At 63.2% G+C, this 19,196-nt stretch carries 18 protein-coding genes; 14 read left to right on the top strand and 4 right to left on the bottom strand.

The window, feature by feature from the left end:
• From B9A15_RS12540 to B9A15_RS12560, 5 genes are all read left to right on the top strand, one after another.
• Positions 1 to 459 (top strand): integrase core domain-containing protein (locus B9A15_RS12540; RefSeq protein WP_139798365.1); only part of this gene is annotated, 459 nt, incomplete at its 5' end.
• A 320-nt stretch (positions 460 to 779) separates the two neighbouring features.
• Positions 780 to 1,061, top strand: a complete 282-nt coding sequence (locus tag B9A15_RS12545; RefSeq protein WP_084410440.1) for an usg protein — start codon at positions 780 to 782, stop codon at positions 1,059 to 1,061.
• A gap of 211 nt (positions 1,062 to 1,272) precedes the next feature.
• Positions 1,273 to 3,366, top strand: coding sequence for a flagellar biosynthesis protein FlhA (flhA, locus tag B9A15_RS12550; protein ID WP_244556944.1), 2,094 nt, complete (start codon positions 1,273 to 1,275; stop codon positions 3,364 to 3,366).
• A complete protein-coding gene (locus B9A15_RS12555) occupies positions 3,363 to 4,115 on the top strand; it encodes a flagellar biosynthetic protein FliR (RefSeq protein ID WP_084410442.1) in 753 nt (250 codons plus the stop codon). The genes flhA and B9A15_RS12555 overlap by 4 nt, the downstream gene beginning before the upstream one ends.
• A 10-nt stretch (positions 4,116 to 4,125) precedes the next feature.
• Positions 4,126 to 4,539, top strand: a complete 414-nt coding sequence (locus B9A15_RS12560; RefSeq protein ID WP_084410443.1) for a hypothetical protein — start codon at positions 4,126 to 4,128, stop codon at positions 4,537 to 4,539.
• A 70-nt stretch (positions 4,540 to 4,609) separates the two neighbouring features.
• On the opposite strand, the gene B9A15_RS12565 is transcribed toward B9A15_RS12560, so the two are convergent.
• Entirely contained in the window at positions 4,610 to 5,089 is a 480-nt protein-coding gene (locus tag B9A15_RS12565) for a YbaK/EbsC family protein (RefSeq protein ID WP_084410444.1), read from the bottom strand.
• Between the two features lie 334 nt (positions 5,090 to 5,423).
• Between B9A15_RS12565 and B9A15_RS12570 the strand changes: the two genes are divergently transcribed.
• The 3 genes from B9A15_RS12570 to B9A15_RS12580 are packed head-to-tail and all read left to right on the top strand — an operon-like array spanning position 5,424 to position 7,821.
• Positions 5,424 to 6,731 (top strand): RsmB/NOP family class I SAM-dependent RNA methyltransferase, encoded by a 1,308-nt coding sequence (locus B9A15_RS12570; protein ID WP_084410445.1) that lies wholly within the window; start codon positions 5,424 to 5,426, stop codon positions 6,729 to 6,731.
• Entirely contained in the window at positions 6,728 to 7,177 is a 450-nt protein-coding gene (locus B9A15_RS12575; RefSeq protein WP_084410446.1) for a TspO/MBR family protein, read from the top strand. Before B9A15_RS12570 ends, B9A15_RS12575 begins: the two co-directional genes overlap by 4 nt.
• Positions 7,177 to 7,821 (top strand): 5'-methylthioadenosine/S-adenosylhomocysteine nucleosidase, encoded by a 645-nt coding sequence (locus B9A15_RS12580; RefSeq protein ID WP_084410447.1) that lies wholly within the window; start codon positions 7,177 to 7,179, stop codon positions 7,819 to 7,821. Before B9A15_RS12575 ends, B9A15_RS12580 begins: the two co-directional genes overlap by 1 nt.
• Positions 7,822 to 7,945: 124 nt before the next feature.
• Here B9A15_RS12580 and B9A15_RS12585 read toward each other — a convergent pair whose 3' ends face one another.
• On the bottom strand, positions 7,946 to 8,536 hold the full coding sequence (locus B9A15_RS12585) for a hypothetical protein (protein WP_084410448.1): 591 nt from the start codon (positions 8,534 to 8,536) through the stop codon (positions 7,946 to 7,948).
• Between the two features lie 214 nt (positions 8,537 to 8,750).
• Between B9A15_RS12585 and guaA the strand changes: the two genes are divergently transcribed.
• The gene (gene guaA / locus B9A15_RS12590; protein ID WP_139798366.1) at positions 8,751 to 10,313 is read left to right on the top strand and encodes a glutamine-hydrolyzing GMP synthase; all 1,563 of its coding nucleotides are present in this window, start codon (positions 8,751 to 8,753) and stop codon (positions 10,311 to 10,313) included.
• A 223-nt stretch (positions 10,314 to 10,536) separates the two neighbouring features.
• Here the strand turns inward: guaA and B9A15_RS12595 are convergent, their stop codons facing one another.
• Positions 10,537 to 10,953 carry a helix-turn-helix domain-containing protein gene (locus B9A15_RS12595; RefSeq protein ID WP_084410450.1) on the bottom strand — a complete coding sequence of 139 codons (417 nt, stop codon included), beginning with the start codon at positions 10,951 to 10,953 and terminating at the stop codon, positions 10,537 to 10,539.
• A 620-nt stretch (positions 10,954 to 11,573) separates the two neighbouring features.
• Between B9A15_RS12595 and B9A15_RS12600 the strand changes: the two genes are divergently transcribed.
• A complete protein-coding gene (locus B9A15_RS12600; RefSeq protein ID WP_084410451.1) occupies positions 11,574 to 12,617 on the top strand; it encodes an AraC family transcriptional regulator in 1,044 nt (347 codons plus the stop codon).
• Positions 12,618 to 12,669: 52 nt separating this feature from the next.
• Here B9A15_RS12600 and phaC read toward each other — a convergent pair whose 3' ends face one another.
• The gene (phaC, locus tag B9A15_RS12605) at positions 12,670 to 14,523 is read right to left on the bottom strand and encodes a class I poly(R)-hydroxyalkanoic acid synthase (protein WP_084410569.1); all 1,854 of its coding nucleotides are present in this window, start codon (positions 14,521 to 14,523) and stop codon (positions 12,670 to 12,672) included.
• 175 nt (positions 14,524 to 14,698) lie between these two features.
• Between phaC and B9A15_RS12610 the strand changes: the two genes are divergently transcribed.
• The 4 genes from B9A15_RS12610 (at position 14,699) to glpX (ending at position 19,168) form a co-directional block, all read left to right on the top strand.
• Positions 14,699 to 15,139, top strand: coding sequence for a hypothetical protein (locus B9A15_RS12610; RefSeq protein WP_084410452.1), 441 nt, complete (start codon positions 14,699 to 14,701; stop codon positions 15,137 to 15,139).
• 84 nt (positions 15,140 to 15,223) lie between these two features.
• Positions 15,224 to 16,441, top strand: a complete 1,218-nt coding sequence (locus tag B9A15_RS12615) for an LL-diaminopimelate aminotransferase (RefSeq protein ID WP_084410453.1) — start codon at positions 15,224 to 15,226, stop codon at positions 16,439 to 16,441.
• A 160-nt stretch (positions 16,442 to 16,601) separates the two neighbouring features.
• Positions 16,602 to 17,903, top strand: coding sequence for a homoserine dehydrogenase (locus tag B9A15_RS12620; protein ID WP_084410454.1), 1,302 nt, complete (start codon positions 16,602 to 16,604; stop codon positions 17,901 to 17,903).
• Between the two features lie 302 nt (positions 17,904 to 18,205).
• The gene (glpX, locus tag B9A15_RS12625) at positions 18,206 to 19,168 is read left to right on the top strand and encodes a class II fructose-bisphosphatase (RefSeq protein WP_084410455.1); all 963 of its coding nucleotides are present in this window, start codon (positions 18,206 to 18,208) and stop codon (positions 19,166 to 19,168) included.
• Positions 19,169 to 19,196: the final 28 nt, after the last annotated feature.

Below are 19,196 nucleotides of genomic sequence, written 5' to 3' on the forward strand. Positions count from 1 at the left end.
TCCGGCGTCCGCGTCGCCCGCGAACTGGATCGGCTGATAGTCGAGCATGGGAAGCCCAAGATGATCGTCAGCGACAACGGAAGCGAGTTTACCTCGAACGCCATCCTGGGTTGGGCCGACCGGGCCAGGGTCGAGTGGCATTACATCGCACCGGGCAAGCCCATGCAGAACGGTTTCATCGAGAGCTTCAACGGTCGTCTGCGCGATGAGCTTCTCAACGAGACACTGTTCTCGTCTCTCACCCATGCACGGGCAGCACTGGCGCTCTGGCGCGCCGACTACAACACGGCGCGTCCACACTCGCAGCTCGGCTGGAGCACTCCGGCAGAGTTCGCCGCAACCCTCAAACCGCGACGGGCTCTGGCGCTGCGCTCAGCCGACTGCTCCGCGCCGCCGCCCGTCGCTCACCCCGCCCAGCCAAGCAACCCAACCGCCGGAAACGAACTTTCGGCTGGATAAAACTTGGGGGCAACGTCAAAATCGACGGCGCGCGTCCCGCGCGGCGTGGACGCTGTGCGGCAAGTTCGCCCGGGGAACAAGCGCCGACCTGCGCTGACACGCGTTTCCGAGAAGCAATCCTCATTTCTCCCCAGACCAATTGCCTCATTTTCAGTCCTGCGCTGAAATGCGCCATGACACGCGTCGGCTGTTAAGCTTTCATTAACGGTCCGGGCGCAGCATCGTGAGATCGGCTCGTGAGGCCGCGACAAACGAAGACGCCGGGAGCGCCATCGAAGTCATTGGTATTGATGTGGAATTGCTGGAAGAGGATGAAAGCGATGCAGAAGACCCATGCCGATCCGTCCTTCATCAAGATGCTTCAAGGCTACAGCCTGACATCCGCCGAAGTGCTTTATCGCATGCCCGATCATCCGGCGCTTTTGCAGACCTTCTTCTGGCAATTTGAGGACATGGCGCCGGATTATCCGCGCCTTCGGCGTTTCCTGGAGCATTGGGAGCGGGAGATCGAGGCGATCATTCATTCGGTGCGCGTCATGCATCGCGGGCTTGTTGCGCCCCAGGAGGTTCGCCTCGTGCGCGATGGCGGCCAGTTGCACTGATCAAACCGTCAGGGGGAGCAGCTTCGTCGCGCCTGCCGAGCTTATCCAACGCGCCGGCCTTTGTGGCCGACAATGACGGCCTCACCCCGGCGCAAGCTTGATCGTTCAGAACCGTTAACAGGGCGTTAATCGCCCGGAATGTGCCGGGCGAATTCGCCCCGACATCCACGAACGGACTGGACGATCGAGGCAGCTTATGGCGACCGACATCATGAAGAGCGCGCCGGTCGGCGCGATCGGCAAGGACGCGAAATCCAAAGGCGGGCGCGAGATCGGCTTTGCCGTCGGCGTCATCTTCGTCCTCACCGTTCTTTTCGTGCCGATCCCGCCGACGCTGATCGATATGGGCCTTGCTTTGTCGGTGGCCTTATCGGTGCTCATCCTCATGGTCGCGCTCTGGATCGAGAAGCCGCTCGAATTTTCCGCCTTTCCGACCGTGCTCCTGCTTGCCACCATGCTGCGCCTGTCGCTGAACATCGCAACAACGCGTGTTATCCTGTCCAATGGTCATGAAGGCGTGAACGCCGCCGGTCACGTCATTGGCGGCTTCTCCCAATTCGTCATGGGCGGCGACTTCTTCATCGGTATCGTGGTCTTCGCGATCCTGATCATCGTCAACTTCATGGTCATCACGAAGGGCGCGACGCGTATCGCGGAAGTCGGTGCGCGCTTCACCCTGGATGCCATTCCCGGCAAGCAAATGGCGATCGACGCCGATCTCTCGGCCGGTCTCATCAACGACAAAGAGGCCCAGGCCCGCCGCAAGGAGCTGGAAGAGGAATCCTCCTTCTTCGGCGCCATGGACGGTGCCTCGAAATTCGTGCGCGGCGACGCGATCGCCGGCCTCATCATCACGGCGGTCAACATCTTCGGCGGCATGGTGATCGGCATCATGCGCTATGACATGGATCCGGGCAGCGCGGCCGACGTCTTCACCAAGCTCTCGGTCGGCGATGGTCTCGTCTCCCAGATCCCGGCGCTGATCGTCTCGCTCGCCGCCGGCCTGCTCGTCTCCAAGGGCGGGACGCGCGGCGCCGCTCAGCTCGCTGTCTTCGGCCAGCTCGGCCATTATCCCCGCGCGCTGTCGGTTTCGGCCGGTCTGATGCTGGTCCTGGCGCTCCTGCCGGGCCTTCCCTTCATGCCCTTCACGGCGCTCGCCGGCGTTCTCGCCTTCATCGGCTGGGCGATCCCCAGGCGCCGGCAGGAGGAGGAGCAGAAGGCCGCCGCCGTCCTCGCCGACGAACAGAAGAAGGTCGTCGACAGCGAGAAGAATTCGGTCAAGGAGAGCCTGAAGATCGTCGAGATCGAGCTCGTTCTCGGCAAGCAGATGGCTGCCCAACTGATGATGCAGCGCGACGAGCTCGCCCATCGCGTCCAGAAGATGCGCCGGCGCTTTGCCTCGCGCTACGGCTTCGTCGTTCCCGAGATCAAGCTGTCCGACGATCTGGCGGTCGGCTCGAAATCCTACGAGATCAAGATCCACGGCACGACGGTCGCGACCCAGGAGCTCCGCCTCGGCGAAATGCTGGTCGTGCTTGGCGAAATGCCGGCCCCGGAAGTGCCCCACGACATCACACGCGAGCCGGCTTTCGGCATGCGCGCGGCCTGGATCTCGGAGAGCTTTGCGACGGAAGTGCGCCGCCAGGGCCACGAGCCGATCGACACGCTCACAATCATCCTCACCCATATGTCGGAAATGCTGCGCAACAACCTCGCCCAGCTTCTCTCCTATAAGGACATGCGGGCGCTGCTCGACCGGCTGGAGCCTGAATATAAGCGGCTCATCGAGGAGATCATCCCGACCCACATGTCCTATTCGGGCCTGCAGGCGGTGTTGAAGCTGCTTCTCGCCGAGCGTGTCTCGGTCCGCAATCTCAACCTCATCCTGGAGGCGATCGCCGAGATCGCGCCCCATGTGCGCCGCTCGGAGCAGATCGTGGAACATGTGCGCATGCGCATGTCCCAGCAGATCTGCGGCGACCTTCTCCACAATGGCAAGCTCTCGGTTCTGCGCCTCGGCAATCAGTGGGACCTCGCCTTTCATCAAGCGCTCAAGCGCGATGCCAAGGGCGACGTGGTCGAATTCGACATCGATCCGCGCATCGTCGAACAATTCGCGACCGAGGCAACCAAGGTCATCCGCGAGAAGATGGATACGGGCGAGGTCTTCGTTCTCGTCGCAGCCCCTGATGCGCGCCCCTATGTGCGCATGATGATCGAGCGGATCTTCGTCAATCTGCCGGTGCTCAGCCATGTGGAGATCGCGAGAGGCGTCGAGATCAAGCCGATCGGTTCGATCTCGTGAGCGAGGCCGCCTCCGCCCTCGTCTTCGCGCTGTTCCTGATCTTTTGCCGGATCGGGACCTGCATGATGCTGATGCCGGGCTTTTCCTCGAGCCGGATCCCGGCGCAGGTGCGGCTGTTTTTATCCTTCGCCATCACCCTGGCGCTCTCGCCGATCATCCTGCCCCAGCTTGAGCCGCTCTTGAGCGGGGCGAGCGACGCGGACCGGCTGCACCTCATCGCCTCGGAGCTTCTCAACGGCTTCTTCATCGGGCTCTTGGGCCGCGTCTTCCTGATCGCTCTGTCTTTTGCCGGCCATGTCATCGCCAATGCGATCGGCATGGGCCAGGCGATGGGCCCGGTCTTCGAGGATGGGCCCGATCCGACGATCTCGACCCTCGTCACTTTCACCGCGACGACCCTGATCTTCGTTCTCAATCTCCATGCCGAGATCGCTCGGGCGCTCGTCGCCTCCTATTCGGCGATGCCGGCGGCAAACGGCTTTTCGGTCCAGGCGAGCCTCATCAACATCGCCGACAATCTCGACGAAGCCTTCATGCTGTGCCTGCGCATATCGAGCCCCTTCGTGCTCTATGCCGTGATCGTCAATTTCGCGATCGGCCTTGCCAACAAATTGACGCCGACCATCCCGATCTACTTCATCTCGCTGCCCTTCGTTCTGGCCGGCGGGCTCGTCCTGTTCGGCTATGTGATCGGCGATTTTCTCATCCTCTTCATGCAGGAATTCCAGCAATGGGTGCTCAACGGGTGAGGGAACGGCCATGAACGACGCCGACAAACGCGCCAAGCGCATGGAGCGGGTTCTGAAAGTTCAGGTGCAGAAGCGCCAGATCGAGGAATGGACGCTGACCCATCTGAAGCAGAGACATGCCGAGATCGATCAGGCGGATCGCGAGATTCTGCAGAGCCTCGATCCGTCGTCGGAGCTTCATGGCCTGTTCGTGGATGCCAAGGTGAAGTCGCTTCGACGCAACGATCTCGCCCGCCGCGACAATTTGAAGGCGCAGGCCGAGACGGAAGGGCGCCTGCGCGAGGCGCGCCGGGGCGAAAAGGGCGTCGAAAAGCGCCGGGACGAGGCCCGCCGCGAAGCCGGCAGCGCCAGCGAGGCCAAGACGCTGGCCAGCAATGTGGACGCGTTTCTGGCGCGGGTGCCGGCGCCCGGGGGCCGGCGTTGAAGGGGCAGTCGACTTGGCCAGGGCGGGCGTTGATCGCGCCTCGCTCAAGGATTTGAACGAATTCGCCGTATCAGACGACCGGACCGACCCGCGCCCTGGTCGCGCTGCGCAATTGCAGCGGCACCACCTCGAAGACGTCATGGGGCGTTCCGGCTGCGGCCCAGACGGTCGAGAAGCGGAACAGGCTTTCGTCCATGAAGACCTCGATCTCGCCGGTCGAGCCGAGGGGCGAGACGCCGCCAATGGCAAAGCCCGTCGCCTGGCGCACGAAGTCGGCATCTGGACGACGCAACGCTTCGCCGAAGGCCTCCGCCATCTTCGCTTCGTCGACGCGGTTATCGCCCGCGACGAGAAGGAGATAGGCCTTGTCCGTCTCGGCGCCGGCAAAGACCAGCGACTTGACGATCTCGCCGACCGAGACCGACAAGGCTTCGGCCGCCTCCTTCGCCGAACGGGCGGTCTTCTCGGTATGGACGATACGGATCTTGATGCCCTTGGCCTCGGCGTCGGCGACGACGCGGGCAACGGCCGGATGCAATGTCTCGCTCACGGGTTTTCGCGGCTCTCTTCTGACATAGTGTTAGAACGGCCATAACACGGATTGGTCGCAGCGCCAGGTCGGGAGCACGGAAGAATGGCTTCCTCACTTCATGGCGTAATCCGAAGGCCTTCATAAGGTTGGACCCGTCGCTGGCGCGGACCTTTGCCAAGACGTGCGTCGGCAAGAGCTGTGCTTTGGAGCGAAGGGCGGCGCGATCTCGTCGCCGTCTTGACCGTTGGGCCGGGGAGGGGATAGCCGTTCGGCCAGTCCGCGCGACCGGGGATCGCGCTTGGTCCGTATAGCCGATCGACCCATCGGCGATAGTCTTGAAACGAGTGATGCCATGCGCCTTGGAGGCCGGCTGTCCGCAGCCATCGAGATTCTGGCCGATATCGAGGCGCGTCGACGGCCCGTCGCTGATGCTTTGAAGGATTGGGGCCTGTCCCATCGCTTCGCCGGCTCGAAGGACCGGGCGGCGATCGGCAATCTCGTCTATGACGCCCTGCGGCGCAAACGCTCCTATGGTGCGCGCATGGAAGAGGAGACCCCACGGGCCTTAGTCTCGGCGGCCGCGCTGGAGACGCTGGTCTCCGGCCCTCAGGCGCTGTATGCGGCTCTCGAGGGCGATCGCTTCGCACCCGAGCTTCCCGGAGCCGAGGCCCTCTCGCGCTTTCTGGACGATGATGCTCATCAGGCCCCGGCAGCGGTGAAGGCCGATATTCCCGACTGGCTGGCGCCTCATTTCGAGGCGGCCTTCGGCGAGGACTGGGTGGCGGAAGCGGCCGCGCTCAGCGACCGGCCACCTCTCGATCTGCGCGTCAACACGCTGAAATCCGATCGCGAGACCGTGCTCGCGGCCCTCAAACCCTTTTCGCCGGAGCCTTGTGCTCTCTCGCCGGTCGGTGTGCGCATCGCTCCGATCGAGGGCGACGGACGCCATCCGAATGTCCAGGTGGAGGCCGGCTTCCAGAAGGGCTGGTTCGAAATCCAGGACGAGGGATCGCAGCTCGCCGCGCTCCTCTCGGGCGCGATGCCGGGCGGGCAGGTGCTCGACTTCTGCGCCGGTGCCGGCGGCAAGACCCTGGCCCTCTCCGGGGCCATGGAGAATTCGGGCCAGATCCACGCCCATGACGCCGACCGCCAGCGCCTGGCGCCGATCTATGATCGGTTGAAGCGGGCCGGGGTCCGCAATGCCCAGGTCCATGACCCGCGCGACGATCTCTCAAGCCTTGAAGGGGCGATGGATATCGTCCTCATCGACGCGCCCTGCACCGGCACGGGCACCTGGCGCCGTCGGCCGGACGCCAAATGGCGCTTGAGCGAGGCGGCGCTCGCCAAGCGCACGGCCGAACAGGATGCGGTGCTCGCGGCGGCAAGCGCCTTCGTCAAGCCGGGCGGCACTCTCGTCTATGTCACCTGTTCGGTGCTCGGCGTCGAGAATGCGGACCGTGTCGAAGCGTTCCTGGACCGCAATGCGGGGGGCTTCTTGCCGATCGACATGGCGGCGCGCTGGGCCGAGATACTGCCCGATGTGTCGCCGGCCTATCGAGCGGTGCCGATCGCCGGGGTGGCGGCCGGAGGGCTGATGCTCTCGCCGCGCATCAGCGGGACCGACGGCTTCTTCATCGCAGCGCTTCAGGCCGCATCGTGAGCCCGCGTTTCGCGCTCTTCGCCTTCGTTCTTTTGAGTCTCGGCGGCGGCGGGCTGATCGGCCTCCTCGTCGAGACCGGCGATTGGTATCAAAGCCTTGCCAAACCGGCCTTCAATCCGCCGGGCTTCGTCTTCGGACCGGTCTGGACCGTCCTTTATATCCTGATCGGCTTTGCCGGCTTCCGGGTCTGGCGGGCGGGTCTCAGGCGGCTTCAGCAGCTCTGGTGGGCCCAGCTTGCGCTGAATTTCGCATGGCCGGTCCTCTTCTTTTCCGCCCATGCCCTGACGGGTGCGCTCGCCGTCATCGCGCTTCTCGTCCTCGTCATCCTCGCCTTCGTCGCGATCGCCTGGACAAGGGAGCGCTTGTCGGCGCTTCTCTTTCTGCCCTACGCTCTCTGGACCCTGTTTGCCGCCCTTCTCAACGCCTCGATCGTCTGGATGAATTGATGAGCTTTTCGCCTGATGTTTCGCTGACGGATCTCGCCGGACGCCGTGTCCTCTTCGTCATGGCGGCCCATGCGGAATATGGGCCGGCGCTCAAGGCGCGCATCCGGCCGCTGATGACCGGCGTCGGGCCGATCGAATCGGCGCTGGCAATGGGAATGGCCCTTCAGTCCCTTGCGGCGGAAACGAGGCTGCCCGATCTCGTCGTCTCGCTCGGCTCGGCCGGCTCGCGACGTCTCGAACAAGGTGCGATCTATCAGGTCGCTTCGGTCTCCTGGCGCGATATCGACGCCTCGCCGCTCGGCTTCACCAAAGGGGTCACGCCCTTTCTCGACCATCCCGTCGAAACGGCGCTGCCGACCCCGATCGAAGCCCTTCCGACGGCGCGGCTTTCCACCGGCTCCGACATCGTCACGGGCGCGGCCTATGACGGGATCGACGCCGATATGGTTGATATGGAGACCTTCGCGGCCTTACGTGCCTGCCAGCGCTTTTCCCTGCCGCTGATCGGCCTCCGCGGCATTTCGGACGGCGCCGCCGATCTCCATCATTACGACGACTGGACAGAGCTTCTCCACGTCATCGACGAGAAGCTCGCCGAGGCGGTGGACGGGCTGGAGACGGCGATCGAGGCCGGCAAGCTTTAGAGCGAAATGCGATCAATCGGGATCGCCATTTCGCTCTAAGCATTTGTTTTGCCGCATGATGTGATCGGAAAAGTCATGCAACTTCTCCGCATCATGCTGTAGGCGCGGGCCTCGATCGCCGACGTCAATAGACGGTCGAGCTGATTCCACCCGGCGGCGTCGGGCCGCCGGAGAAGACGCCCGGCGCCTGCTGACCGGCCGGACCGTTGCCGTATTCAGACGCCATGTTGGACAACGGCGCGATCCCGTCCCCTTGGCCGTATGCGCCTTGCGGCGCCATGGGCGCAAAGCTCGACGCCTCGCAGGTGATGATCGCGCTCCACTTCTCGACGCGCTCGTTCAGATAGACGTCGTGGCCGTATTGCTGTTGGAATTGCGGCTGGGTGCCGGGCTGGCAGACCCGCTCATTGGCGACCTCGACGACCACCGCCCGCGCGACCGCCTCGTGCTGCGGGCTGCCGATGCGAATCTTCGGCGCTGAGACGCGGACATAGGAGCGCGGCGCTCCGCCACCCGTCGAAGGCTGACTCCAAATGTCGACCGTGAACGGATTATAGGTGATCTGGCTTGGCGAGGTGTAGGTGAATTGCTGCGGAGCGCCCATGGGCTGAACGGACAGCACATCCTCGACGGGCTTCTCGCCGCTTCCCCCGCTCTGGCAGGCGGTCAGCGTCGACAGGACGAGGGCCAGGGGCCATAGGGCGCGAAACGTCAAGGCGATGGGTCCTTCCGCAAAATTCAAGTTCCCGATATCGGGCGTCCGACCGCCTTAGCAACTGCGGCGGCAAAAGGCATCAATCCGGATGCTCGGCTCCTCGGGATTTCTCGTCCCACACACTGCAACTGCGGCATCGGCATGGCGGCAGGCGTCACGAGTGCTAAAAGCTATGCGGTTCCATGTTGCGCGGCAACAGGAGTTTGACTAAGGCATCGCCATGACAGCGCACCCTGAATCCGTTCTCATCGTCGATTTCGGCTCCCAGGTCACCCAGCTGATCGCGCGCCGTGTGCGCGAGGCGGGCGTCTATTCCGAAATCGTGCCCTTCCAGTCTGCCGAAGACGGCTTTCATCGTCTGAAGCCGAAAGCCGTGATCCTGTCCGGGTCGCCCGCCTCCGTCACTGACGAGAACGCGCCGAGTATCCCCTCCGTGATCCTTAAGGCGGGTCTACCCGTCTTCGGCATCTGCTATGGTCAGCAGACCATGTGCGAACAGCTGGGGGGCAAGATCGAAGGCGGGCTCCATCGTGAGTTCGGCCGCTCCTTCCTCGAGGTCAGGAAGGCCTCGCCGCTCTTCGAGGGCATTTGGGCGGAAGGCACGCGCCACCAGGTCTGGATGAGCCACGGGGACCGGGTCACCGCGCTGCCCGACGGCTTCGAGGTGATCGCGACTTCGCCCGGCGCGCCTTTCGCCGCGATCGCCGACGAGGGCCGGCGCCTCTACGGCGTCCAGTTCCATCCCGAGGTGGTCCACACGCCGGATGGCGCCAAGCTCCTGTCCAATTTCGTCCACAAGATCGCCGGCCTCAAGGGCGACTGGACCATGGCCGCCTTCCGCGATCAGGCGATCGAGGAGATTCGCAAGAAGGTCGGCGACGGCCGGGTGATCTGCGGCCTGTCGGGCGGCGTCGACTCCTCTGTCGCGGCGGTCCTCATCCATGAGGCGATCGGCGACCAGCTGACTTGCATCTTCGTCGACCATGGCCTCATGCGGATGAACGAGGCCGAGGAAGTGGTCTCCATGTTCCGCGACCACTACAATATCCCGCTCGTCCATGTTCAGGCCCAGGACCTTTTCCTCGACGCGCTCGAAGGCGAGATGGACCCGGAGGTCAAACGCAAGACCATCGGCCGCCTCTTCATCGAGACCTTCGAGGATGAAGCCAAGAAGCTCGGCGGCGCCGATTTCCTCGCGCAAGGGACGCTCTATCCCGATGTGATCGAAAGCGTCTCCTTCACCGGCGGCCCCTCGGTGACCATCAAGTCCCATCACAATGTCGGCGGCCTGCCCGAGCGCATGAATATGAAGCTCGTCGAGCCCTTGCGGGAACTCTTCAAGGACGAGGTGCGGCTCTTGGGGCGCGAACTCGGCCTTCCCGAGCGTTTCGTCGGCCGCCAGCCCTTTCCGGGGCCGGGCCTCGCCATTCGCTGCCCCGGCGGCGTCACCCGCGACAAGCTCGACATTCTGCGCCAGGCCGACGCGATCTATCTCGACGAGATCCGCAAGGCCGGCCTCTATGACGCGATCTGGCAGGCCTTCGCCGTGCTCCTGCCCGTCCAGACCGTGGGTGTCATGGGCGACGGACGCACCTATGAATTCGTCTGCGCGCTCCGCGCCGTCACCTCCGTCGACGGCATGACCGCCGATTTCTACCCCTTCGACATGGACTTCCTCGGCAACGCCGCGACCCGCATCATCAACGAGGTCCGAGGCATCAACCGCGTCGTCTACGACGTCACCTCGAAGCCGCCGGGCACGATCGAGTGGGAGTGAGCGTCAGAGGCGCCTGACGCCGTTGATTCAGCGATCCGTCCAGGAGTTCGGGAGCGCCTTTGCATGGCGCGACCCGGATCAATGGGCGGAAGGCGCTTGGGCGCTTGGCCCATTCGATCTTGCACGACATCCGTTCGATCGCTTCGCGATACGGATTTTTAAGGCCGGTCAAGCGCCGCGCGGGCTTTGATGCACAGGCCGGCTGAATCATCCGGACGCCGTATCAGCAGCCGATGATCGGGCGCGAATCGCGTCCGGCCCAGGACAGGCCGGCTGAGGCAAGGGGGCCTTGCTGGTCGGCTTCGTCGATCATCGCCGTCAGGATCCCCAAGAGAAGTTTCTGGTCGCGAAGCGAAAGCTCGTCGACCCGGCGCTTGATCTCTTCTGCGACCGAGACGCTTTCCCAGTCATCATCACTCGTGGCCAAAAAATGGGACGGGGTGCGGCGATAGAGCCGGGCGAAAGCCGATAAATCGGCGAGGTGGATCGAAACGGTGCCGGCTTCGATGGCTTGGATTGTTTTAGGCGGAAGACCGATCTGCGTCGAAACTGCTTCGACGCTCAGCCCCACCATTCGTCGAGCCGCCTGAAGGCGGACACCTACATCCTGCGCTAAACTCTGAGAGGCCTGGTCGCACATAAGCAGTACCTTGAACGGATGAAACTCTTGGGCATGTCAGACACTGTTCTTACACGAAAGTCTTATGTCCGAAGTGAGCTCGGCCGAAAGTCGGTTTGCGGATTCGCGACAGTCTGATTCGCGAAAACCACCCACTTGCACGTTAGGAGAGTTATTTTTGCTGCCAGAAATCGACCTAAGATGGAATAATTGAGGAAATCACGCTCTAAGACGTAAGTCAGATGAAGCCAATTGCGCCTAGAAATGGGCTCTCTTTTTCAGCGCTTCAGGCTGCTAAAGCGCGAGTAAGAACTGGTCGTCTCAAAACCAACAGCTCGGAAACCGGCAACGTATGCTATTGTCGAAAAGTATTAAAATTTTACTGAAATGTATCACCCGTTCTCGGAACGGCACCCGAGGAATAAAATATTTTATGTTACCATTCACTCCACCAGAATTAGAATAGCACTAAGGCCTTATGGGTCTATTATTTTCGGAATATTTTTGATATCCGTAGACTTGGTGAGCCAGACAGCAGATGGTCGGCCAAGCCGATCTCGAACAGGAGATGTTCGGGGCCGAAATGGTGGCTCGCTTAAAAAGCGAGCGCGCGACGCGCTCTGTCACGGGCATGGATTGATATGGCGATCGCGAAAAAGGAGGCGATTTATTCGGGCCCCTATGCCGAGCGGCCTTATTATCGTCATTGGCTGAATGGGATGGCGGATGCCGAGGCCTTCAACGCCTCACTCCTGACGCCGCTCGTTTATCGAAATCGGGCAGGATCTGACCTCGACATGACATTCGAGGGTGGACGAGGCAGTGATCTCAATCTTTGGAAGACCACTTCACCGACTGGATTTCGGACATCGACAATCTACGAGGTGGATGTCGTCACGGTCCGCTTCGTGTTGCAGGGGCAGATCTTTCGTCACGATCCTCGTGGAGAGATCGTAGCAAAAGCCGGTTTCGGGATGCTTCTGCCCTTCGCCAGCCAGCGTCTGGAAGAGGCCTCAGCACGCTTCGAAGCGATCGCCGCCGTCATTGATCGCAGCACGATTATCTCGCATCTCTACGCGCTCGAGGGTTGCGAGCGGGTGACCCTGCCGGATTTCGCCCTGATGGCCGATACGCGCAAGCCTGGAATGATGGCGCTTCTCTACAGCCTTGTCGGCACACAGCAGCGTATCGCAAACGGCGTGCCGGCGAGCAATATCATCACGCCCCTGTTGCAGGAGGTGTTGATCTACCAATTTCTCGGTGCATGGCCGCGACTGAACGGCCAGCCACCAAGCCCTGAGACCTACGCCCAGCCGCGCAAGCTGAGAACGGCGATGGAGTATATTGAGGGCAATCTCAGCTCAAAACTGCGCGTGTCGGACGTGGCTGCGGCCTGCGGCATGAGCGTTCGAAATCTGCAGCTCCTGTTCAAGCGCGAGACTGGCAAGTCGATCGTCCAGACGATCAGCGACCTTAGGCTCGACCGGGTTAAACGCGATCTTCGCACCGATCCGACCCTGTTGATCAGCCAAGTCGCCTATCGCTGGGGCTTTCACCATATGGGCGATTTCAGCCAGCGCTATCGCGAGCGCTTCGGTCGTCTCCCGTCTGAGACACGGGCAGGCCGAATCAGTGAGGTGAACAGCGTCGACAGCACGCTTCTGCGCATTGATCATATGGCCTAGACCCACACCGTCGGGCAATCGACCGGCTTTGCGCGTCGTTGTCGTTCGTCGATCACGACTTGGTCCGCACATAGCTTCCCGGCGCATCCTCGATCGGGGCGAGCTTGCCGCCGCCGGGCTCGCGCGCCGGCACGCGCTCATCCCTGTTGTGGCTTTCCGTCCAGGCCTGCCAATGGGGCCACCAGGAGCCGGGTGTCTCTTCGGCTGACAAGAGCCAGTCCTCGAAGGTCGAGGATCCCTCCGGCTGCGGCCCCGTCCAATATTGATACTTCTTCTTCTCCGGCGGATTGACGACGCCGGCGATATGGCCCGAGCCCGACATCACATAGGTGACCTCGCCGCCAAAGGCCTTGGAGCCGACATAGACGCTGCGCGCTGGGGCGATATGGTCTTCCTTAGTGGCGAGATTGTAGATCGGCATCGTGACGTCCGACAGGTTCAGCCGGATCCCGCCGATCTCCATCTGGCCGCGCGAGAGGCGGTTTTCGAGATAGCAATTGCGCAAGTAAAACATGTGGTTCGCCTTCGGCATGCGCGTCGCGTCGGCGTTCCAGTAGAGAAGGTCGAAGGGCAGGGGCTCCTTTCCCTTCAGATAGTTGTTGACGAAATAGGGCCAGATCAGATCGGAGGAGCGCAGCATGTTGAAGGCGGTCGCCATTTGCGATCCGTCGAGATAGCCCTTCGCGCCCATGGTCTTTTCTAAAAGGGCGAGCTGGCGCTCGTCGACGAAGACCTTCAGGTCCCCGGCATGTTTGAAATCGACCTGGGTGGTCAGGAAGGTGGCGGACGCGATCCGGTCGTCCCCCTTGGCCTTCAGATAGGCCAAGCCCGCCGCGAGCAGCGTGCCGCCGACGCAATAGCCGATGACATTGACCGATCGCTCGCCCGTCGCCTGTTCGACCGTGTCGAGGCCATAGACGACGCCCTCCTCGATGTAGTCCTGCCAGGTCTTTTCCGCGTGGCGCGCATCGGGATTGACCCAGGAGATGACGAAGACCGTATGGCCCTGGTCGACCAGCCAGCCGATGAAGGATTTCTGCGGGTTGAGGTCGAGAATGTAGAATTTGTTGATCCAGGGCGGCGAGATGAGGATCGGGCGCTTCCAGACCGTCTCGGTGCGCGGCGCATATTGGATGATCTGGCAGATCTCGTTCTGGGCAATCACCTTGCCGGGTGTCACCGCCATGTCCCGCCCAACTTCGAAGGCGTTGTAGTCGGCCTGGCGAAGGCGCAGATTGCCACGGCCCGCCGCCATGTCCTCGGCGAACATTTTCATGCCTTTGACGAGATTCTCGCCATTGGAGGCGATGGTCTCGCGATAGAGTTCGGGATTGGTTGCCACGAAATTGGTGGGCGACAGGGCGTTCGAGACCTGACGCATATAGAAGGCGGCCTTGTGCTTGGTGTGCTCGTCTAGCCCGTCGGCGCGGTCGACGAGGTCGTCGGCCCAGCGCGTCGTCATGATATAGGCCTGTTTCAGGAAGTCGAAGAAGAAGTTCTTCTGCCAGTCCTCGTCGGAAAAGCGCTTGTCGCCCTTTTGGGGGGTGATCGCCGAACCGTTGAGATCTTCGCCCGCCAGACGGCGGATCGAGTTGTTCCACACCGTCATATAGCCGGCGAAAAGGCTCGTCTGAGCCTCGATGGCGCGCATCGGGTCGGTCATCCAATATTCGCCGACCTTCGACAGGGTTTCGACGACCTCCGACATGGAGACCGGACCGGTCTCGATCGTCTCGCCCTTTTCGCGCGGCTCGACCCAGGCGCTCGCAGCCTTGCCGATATGTTCGAGCATCCGCGCCATGTTCATCGCGAACTGTTCGGGGTCCTGCACGGCGAACTCGCTCGGGGGCATGGTGCTCTCTGTCTCTGCCCGTCGATCGTTTGTGCCCGGCCTTTGTGCCGCCATGATCTTCGCCTCCCGTAAGACCCGTTCGGTTATGAGCGGCCACCTGTGGGCGGCGCCCATTCCGTCCAGTGTGTTTATCGCGCACCTGTCGATACATCCGATCGCGGCGCCTGCTTTGTAAAAGCTTCGTATGTAGGATATGACACGACCGCCGATTTCAAAAAGGCTTTTCGTTATGCGTGCCAGAGCTGGGCTTGCAACCTTCGGGCTGATCGCCGCCGCTTCGTCTCTTTCCGCCTGTCAGGCTTTTGGCCCGGAGGAGGAGACGTCGGTCGGCGCCTTGCGCCTGAGCGCCGCCCAGCCGGTCGCCTCCAGCCAGCGCCTCGACGAGGATGGCTATCCGCTCCTCGGCGCCTATCCGGGCGCGGCCGCGCCGCAGCTGTCGGCCGCCGAGGTCGCTTCGGCCGACAGCCGTCTCAACCAGGTCGCCGCCTCGCGCACCGGCACGGGCGGCGCCACCGGCTATGATGCCAAGATCGCCAGTCTGAAGGCCATTCGCGACCGCCGCGTCTCCGAGGCCGAAGCCGCACTCGCCACACAGCCCCGCCCCTCGCGGACGACGGGGCGTGGGCCGCGACCGGAAGACGTCCTGCGCGAGATCGAAAGCTCCCAATAAGCGCGGCAACCACCGGCAACGGGCTTCGATCGACAATTGGTGAAGAGATCGCGGCCCCTTTTTGCGCCGCAAGGACCCAAGCTTATGGAAGAATATTACAAGATTCGCCGCCTGCCGCCTTACGTCTTCGAAGAGGTGAACCGGCTGAAGGCCAGCGCCCGGGCGCGCGGCGCCGACATCATCGATCTCGGCATGGGCAATCCCGACCTGCCGACGCCGAGCTTCATCGTCGACAAATTGTGCGAGGTCGTGCGCGATCCGCGCTCCCATCGCTATTCGGCCTCGCGCGGCATTAACGGTCTGCGCAAGGCGCAAGCGGCCTTCTACGAGCGCCGTTTCGGGGTCAAGCTGGATCCGAACAGCGAGGTTGTGGCGACGCTCGGCTCGAAGGAGGGCTTCGCCAATATGGCCCAGGCGATCACCGCGCCGGGCGACGTGGTGCTCTGCCCCAACCCGACCTATCCGATCCACGCCTTCGGCTTCATCATGTCGGGCGGAACGATCCGCTCGATCCCGGCCAAGCCCGACGAGGAGTATCTGCGGGCGATCGAGCGGGCCGTGGTCCATTCGATCCCCAAGCCCATTGCCGTGATTCTCAACTTCCCCGGCAATCCGACCGCCTATACGGCCGATCTCGACTTCTACCGGGACGTCGTCGCCTTCGCCAAGAAGCACGAAATCATCGTCCTGTCGGATCTCGCTTATTCCGAAATCTATTTCGACGACGTGCCGCCGCCTTCCATCCTTCAGGTCGAAGGGGCACGGGACGTTGCGGTCGAATTCACCTCCATGTCGAAATCCTATTCGATGCCGGGTTGGCGCATCGGCTTTGCGGTCGGCAACAAGCGGCTTTGCGCGGCGCTCGGCCGGGTGAAGTCCTATCTCGACTATGGCGCCTTCACGCCGGTCCAGGTGGCGGCCGCGACCGCCATCAATCAGGGCGACGAGGCGGTCGCCGAGATTCGCCAGACCTATAAGAAACGCCGCGATGTGCTCGTCGACGCCTTCGGCCGCGCGGGCTGGGACGTGCCGGCGCCGTCCTCGACCATGTTCGCCTGGGTTCCTCTGCCCGAGGCCTATCGCAAGATGGGCTCCTTGGAATTCTCCAAGCTCTTGGTCGAAAAGGCGGATGTCGCCGTCGCGCCGGGCGTCGGATTTGGCGAGCATGGCGACGATCATGTGCGCATCGCGCTGGTCGAGAACGAGCATCGCATCCGGCAGGCCGCCCGCAATATTCGCCGCTTCCTTGCAACCGAGGACGAAGAGCGTCAAAAGGTCGTGCCGATGAGGGCGCGGGCCTGACGGTCCAGCCCTCGAAGGCATGACATATTGACGCCGGCTCGTGCGGGAGACCTTCCGCGCGGGCCTTGTTCCACGGACCTTGCGCCTGGGACCGGTCGCCATCGATTTCCCGGTGCCGCGACGGGCCTCGGGCCCATCGAATGACGACTGACTGGACCCCATGACCAAGCCCCTGCGCATCGGCATTGCCGGCCTCGGAACCGTTGGCGCGAGCCTCGCTCGCCTTCTCATTACCAAATCCGAGACCATCACCCGTCGCGCAGGTCGGCCGATCGAGATCGGCGCGGTTTCCGCGAGAGACAAGACGCGCGATCGCGGCGTCGACTTGAGCGCGCTCGCCTGGTTCGACGATCCGGTCAAGCTCGCTCAGGACGGCGAGATTGACGCGCTGGTCGAACTGATCGGCGGGTCGGAAGGCGCTGCACTCGATTGTGTCCGGGCGGCGCTGTCGCGGGGCCTGCCGGTGGTCACGGCCAACAAGGCGCTGCTCGCCCATCACGGCGTCGCGCTCGCGCGGCTCGCGGCCGAGAACGGCACCGAACTTCTCTACGAGGCGGCGGTCGCCGGCGGCATCCCGATCATCAAGGCGATGCGCGAGAGCCTGTCGGGCAACGAGGTCAGCCGCGTGACCGGTATCCTCAACGGCACCTGCAACTACATGCTAACGCGCATGGAGCGCGAGAACCTCTCCTTCGAGGCCTGTCTGAGGGATGCCCAGGCGCTCGGCTATGCCGAGGCCGATCCGACCTTCGACATTGGAGGCTTCGACGCCGCCCACAAGCTCGCCATTCTCACCTCGCTCGCCTTTGGCACCGAGATCGACATCGATTCGGTCTATGTGGAAGGCATTCAATCGATCACCGCCGAGGACATCGCGGCGGCGACCGAGCTCGGCTATACGATCAAGCTTCTCGCCGTCGCCCAGAAGACCGATACCGGCATCGAGCAGCGCGTTCATCCGACCATGATCCCGGCGGAAGCGGCGATGGCGCAGATTTCCGGCGTCACCAACGCCGTCACCGTCGACACCGATCTTCTCGGCTCGATCATGCTGGCCGGCCCCGGCGCCGGCGGCAATGCGACCGCCTCGGCGGTGCTCTCCGACGTCATGGATCTTGCGACCGGCGTCGTGCCGCCGACCTTCGCGGTGCCGCCGGATCGTCTCGTGCCTTACGAGCGCGCTCGGATGCGGACCCATGAGGGCGGCTACTATATCCGCCTGTCGGTCCGCGACCGGGTCGGGGCCTTCGCCTCGATCGCGACGCGCATGGCGGAAAACGGCATTTCGCTGGAATCCATCGTCCAGCGCAAGGCGGCGGGCGTCGCCGATGTGGCGAGCGCCATGGTCGTGCTCGTCACCCATGAGACGACCGAGGAGGCGATCCGCTTGGCGCTCAAGGCGATCTCGGAGGATGGCCATCTCTCGGGCGATCCCCAGATGATCCGGATCGAACATCTCTGATCGAGAGCTCAGGCGCAAAGGTGCGGTGCCGGCCGGCGACGTTTGGCCCGAAGGACCGACATCGGGCTTTCATGCATTGCGCCCATAGAGCATGATGGCGGGACGTTGCATGGCTCCTGCGATGGTATCATGCGGCAGAACAAAGACTTATAGCGCCGGACGAATGACTTGACCCGTCGGGTCGATCCGCGTCCGGTGCAAGGCTGGAAACGCCGCCAGTTAAGGCAGCGCCATCGAACGATCCGGATCGTTACATGGCGCATGAGGGCGATCACTTGTGCTCGCAAGGGAGGGGAAAGACGATGGGCAAGGAAGCGCGAGCGCTGGATCGCACCTTCACGCTTGAGCTGGCGCGCGTGACCGAACATGCGGCGATCGCGGCGGCCAGGCTGCGCGGGCGCGGCGACGAAAAGGCCGCCGATCAGGCTGCGGTCGATGCCATGCGCCGCGAACTCGACACGCTTTCGATCGACGGCACCATCGTCATCGGCGAGGGCGAGAAAGGTGAGGCACCGGCGCTCTTCATCGGCGAAAGCGTCGGATCGGCCGAGGGGCCAGCGGTCGATGTCGCGCTCGACCCGCTCGAGGGCAAGACGGTCTGCGCCAAGAATCTGCCGAACTCCATCGCGGTGCTCGCCATGGCGCCGAAAGGCAGCCTCCTGAAGGTGCCGGATGTCTATATGGAAAAGCTCGCCATCGGGCCGGGCTATCCGGCCGGCATCGTCTCCTTGACGAGAAGCGCGGAGGAGAACCTCACCGCGCTCGCCAAGGCCAAGGGCGTCGACGTCACGGAGATCACCGCCTGCATTCTCGATCGCCCCCGCCATGGCCGGCTCATCGAGGAGGTGCGCGCAGTGGGCGCCGCAATCCGCCTGATCGGCGATGGTGACGTGGCCGGCGTAATCCATGCCGCCAATCCGGCCGAGACCGGCATCGACATCTATATGGGAATCGGCGGCGCGCCCGAGGGCGTCCTGGCTGCGGCCGCGCTTCGCTGCACCGGCGGGCAGATGGAAGGCCGGCTGCAACTGACGACGCCGGAAAAGCGCGCCCGCGCCGATGCGCTCGGCATCACCGAGCCGAACCGCATCTATTCGGTGGAGGAAATGGCCTCCGGTGACGTGGTCTTCGCCGCGACCGGCGTCACGGACGGCAATCTTCTCGACGGCGTGCGCTTCCAGCGCGACCGCATCACGACCCATACGCTGATGATGCGCTCGGCCACCCGCACGATCCGGGAAATGCACGCCCAGCACTATATCTGAGCTGGGAGTCGGCCGGACGCCATCTCCT

Source organism: Fulvimarina manganoxydans, from assembly GCF_900176465.1.
GTDB lineage: Bacteria > Pseudomonadota > Alphaproteobacteria > Rhizobiales > Rhizobiaceae > Fulvimarina > Fulvimarina manganoxydans.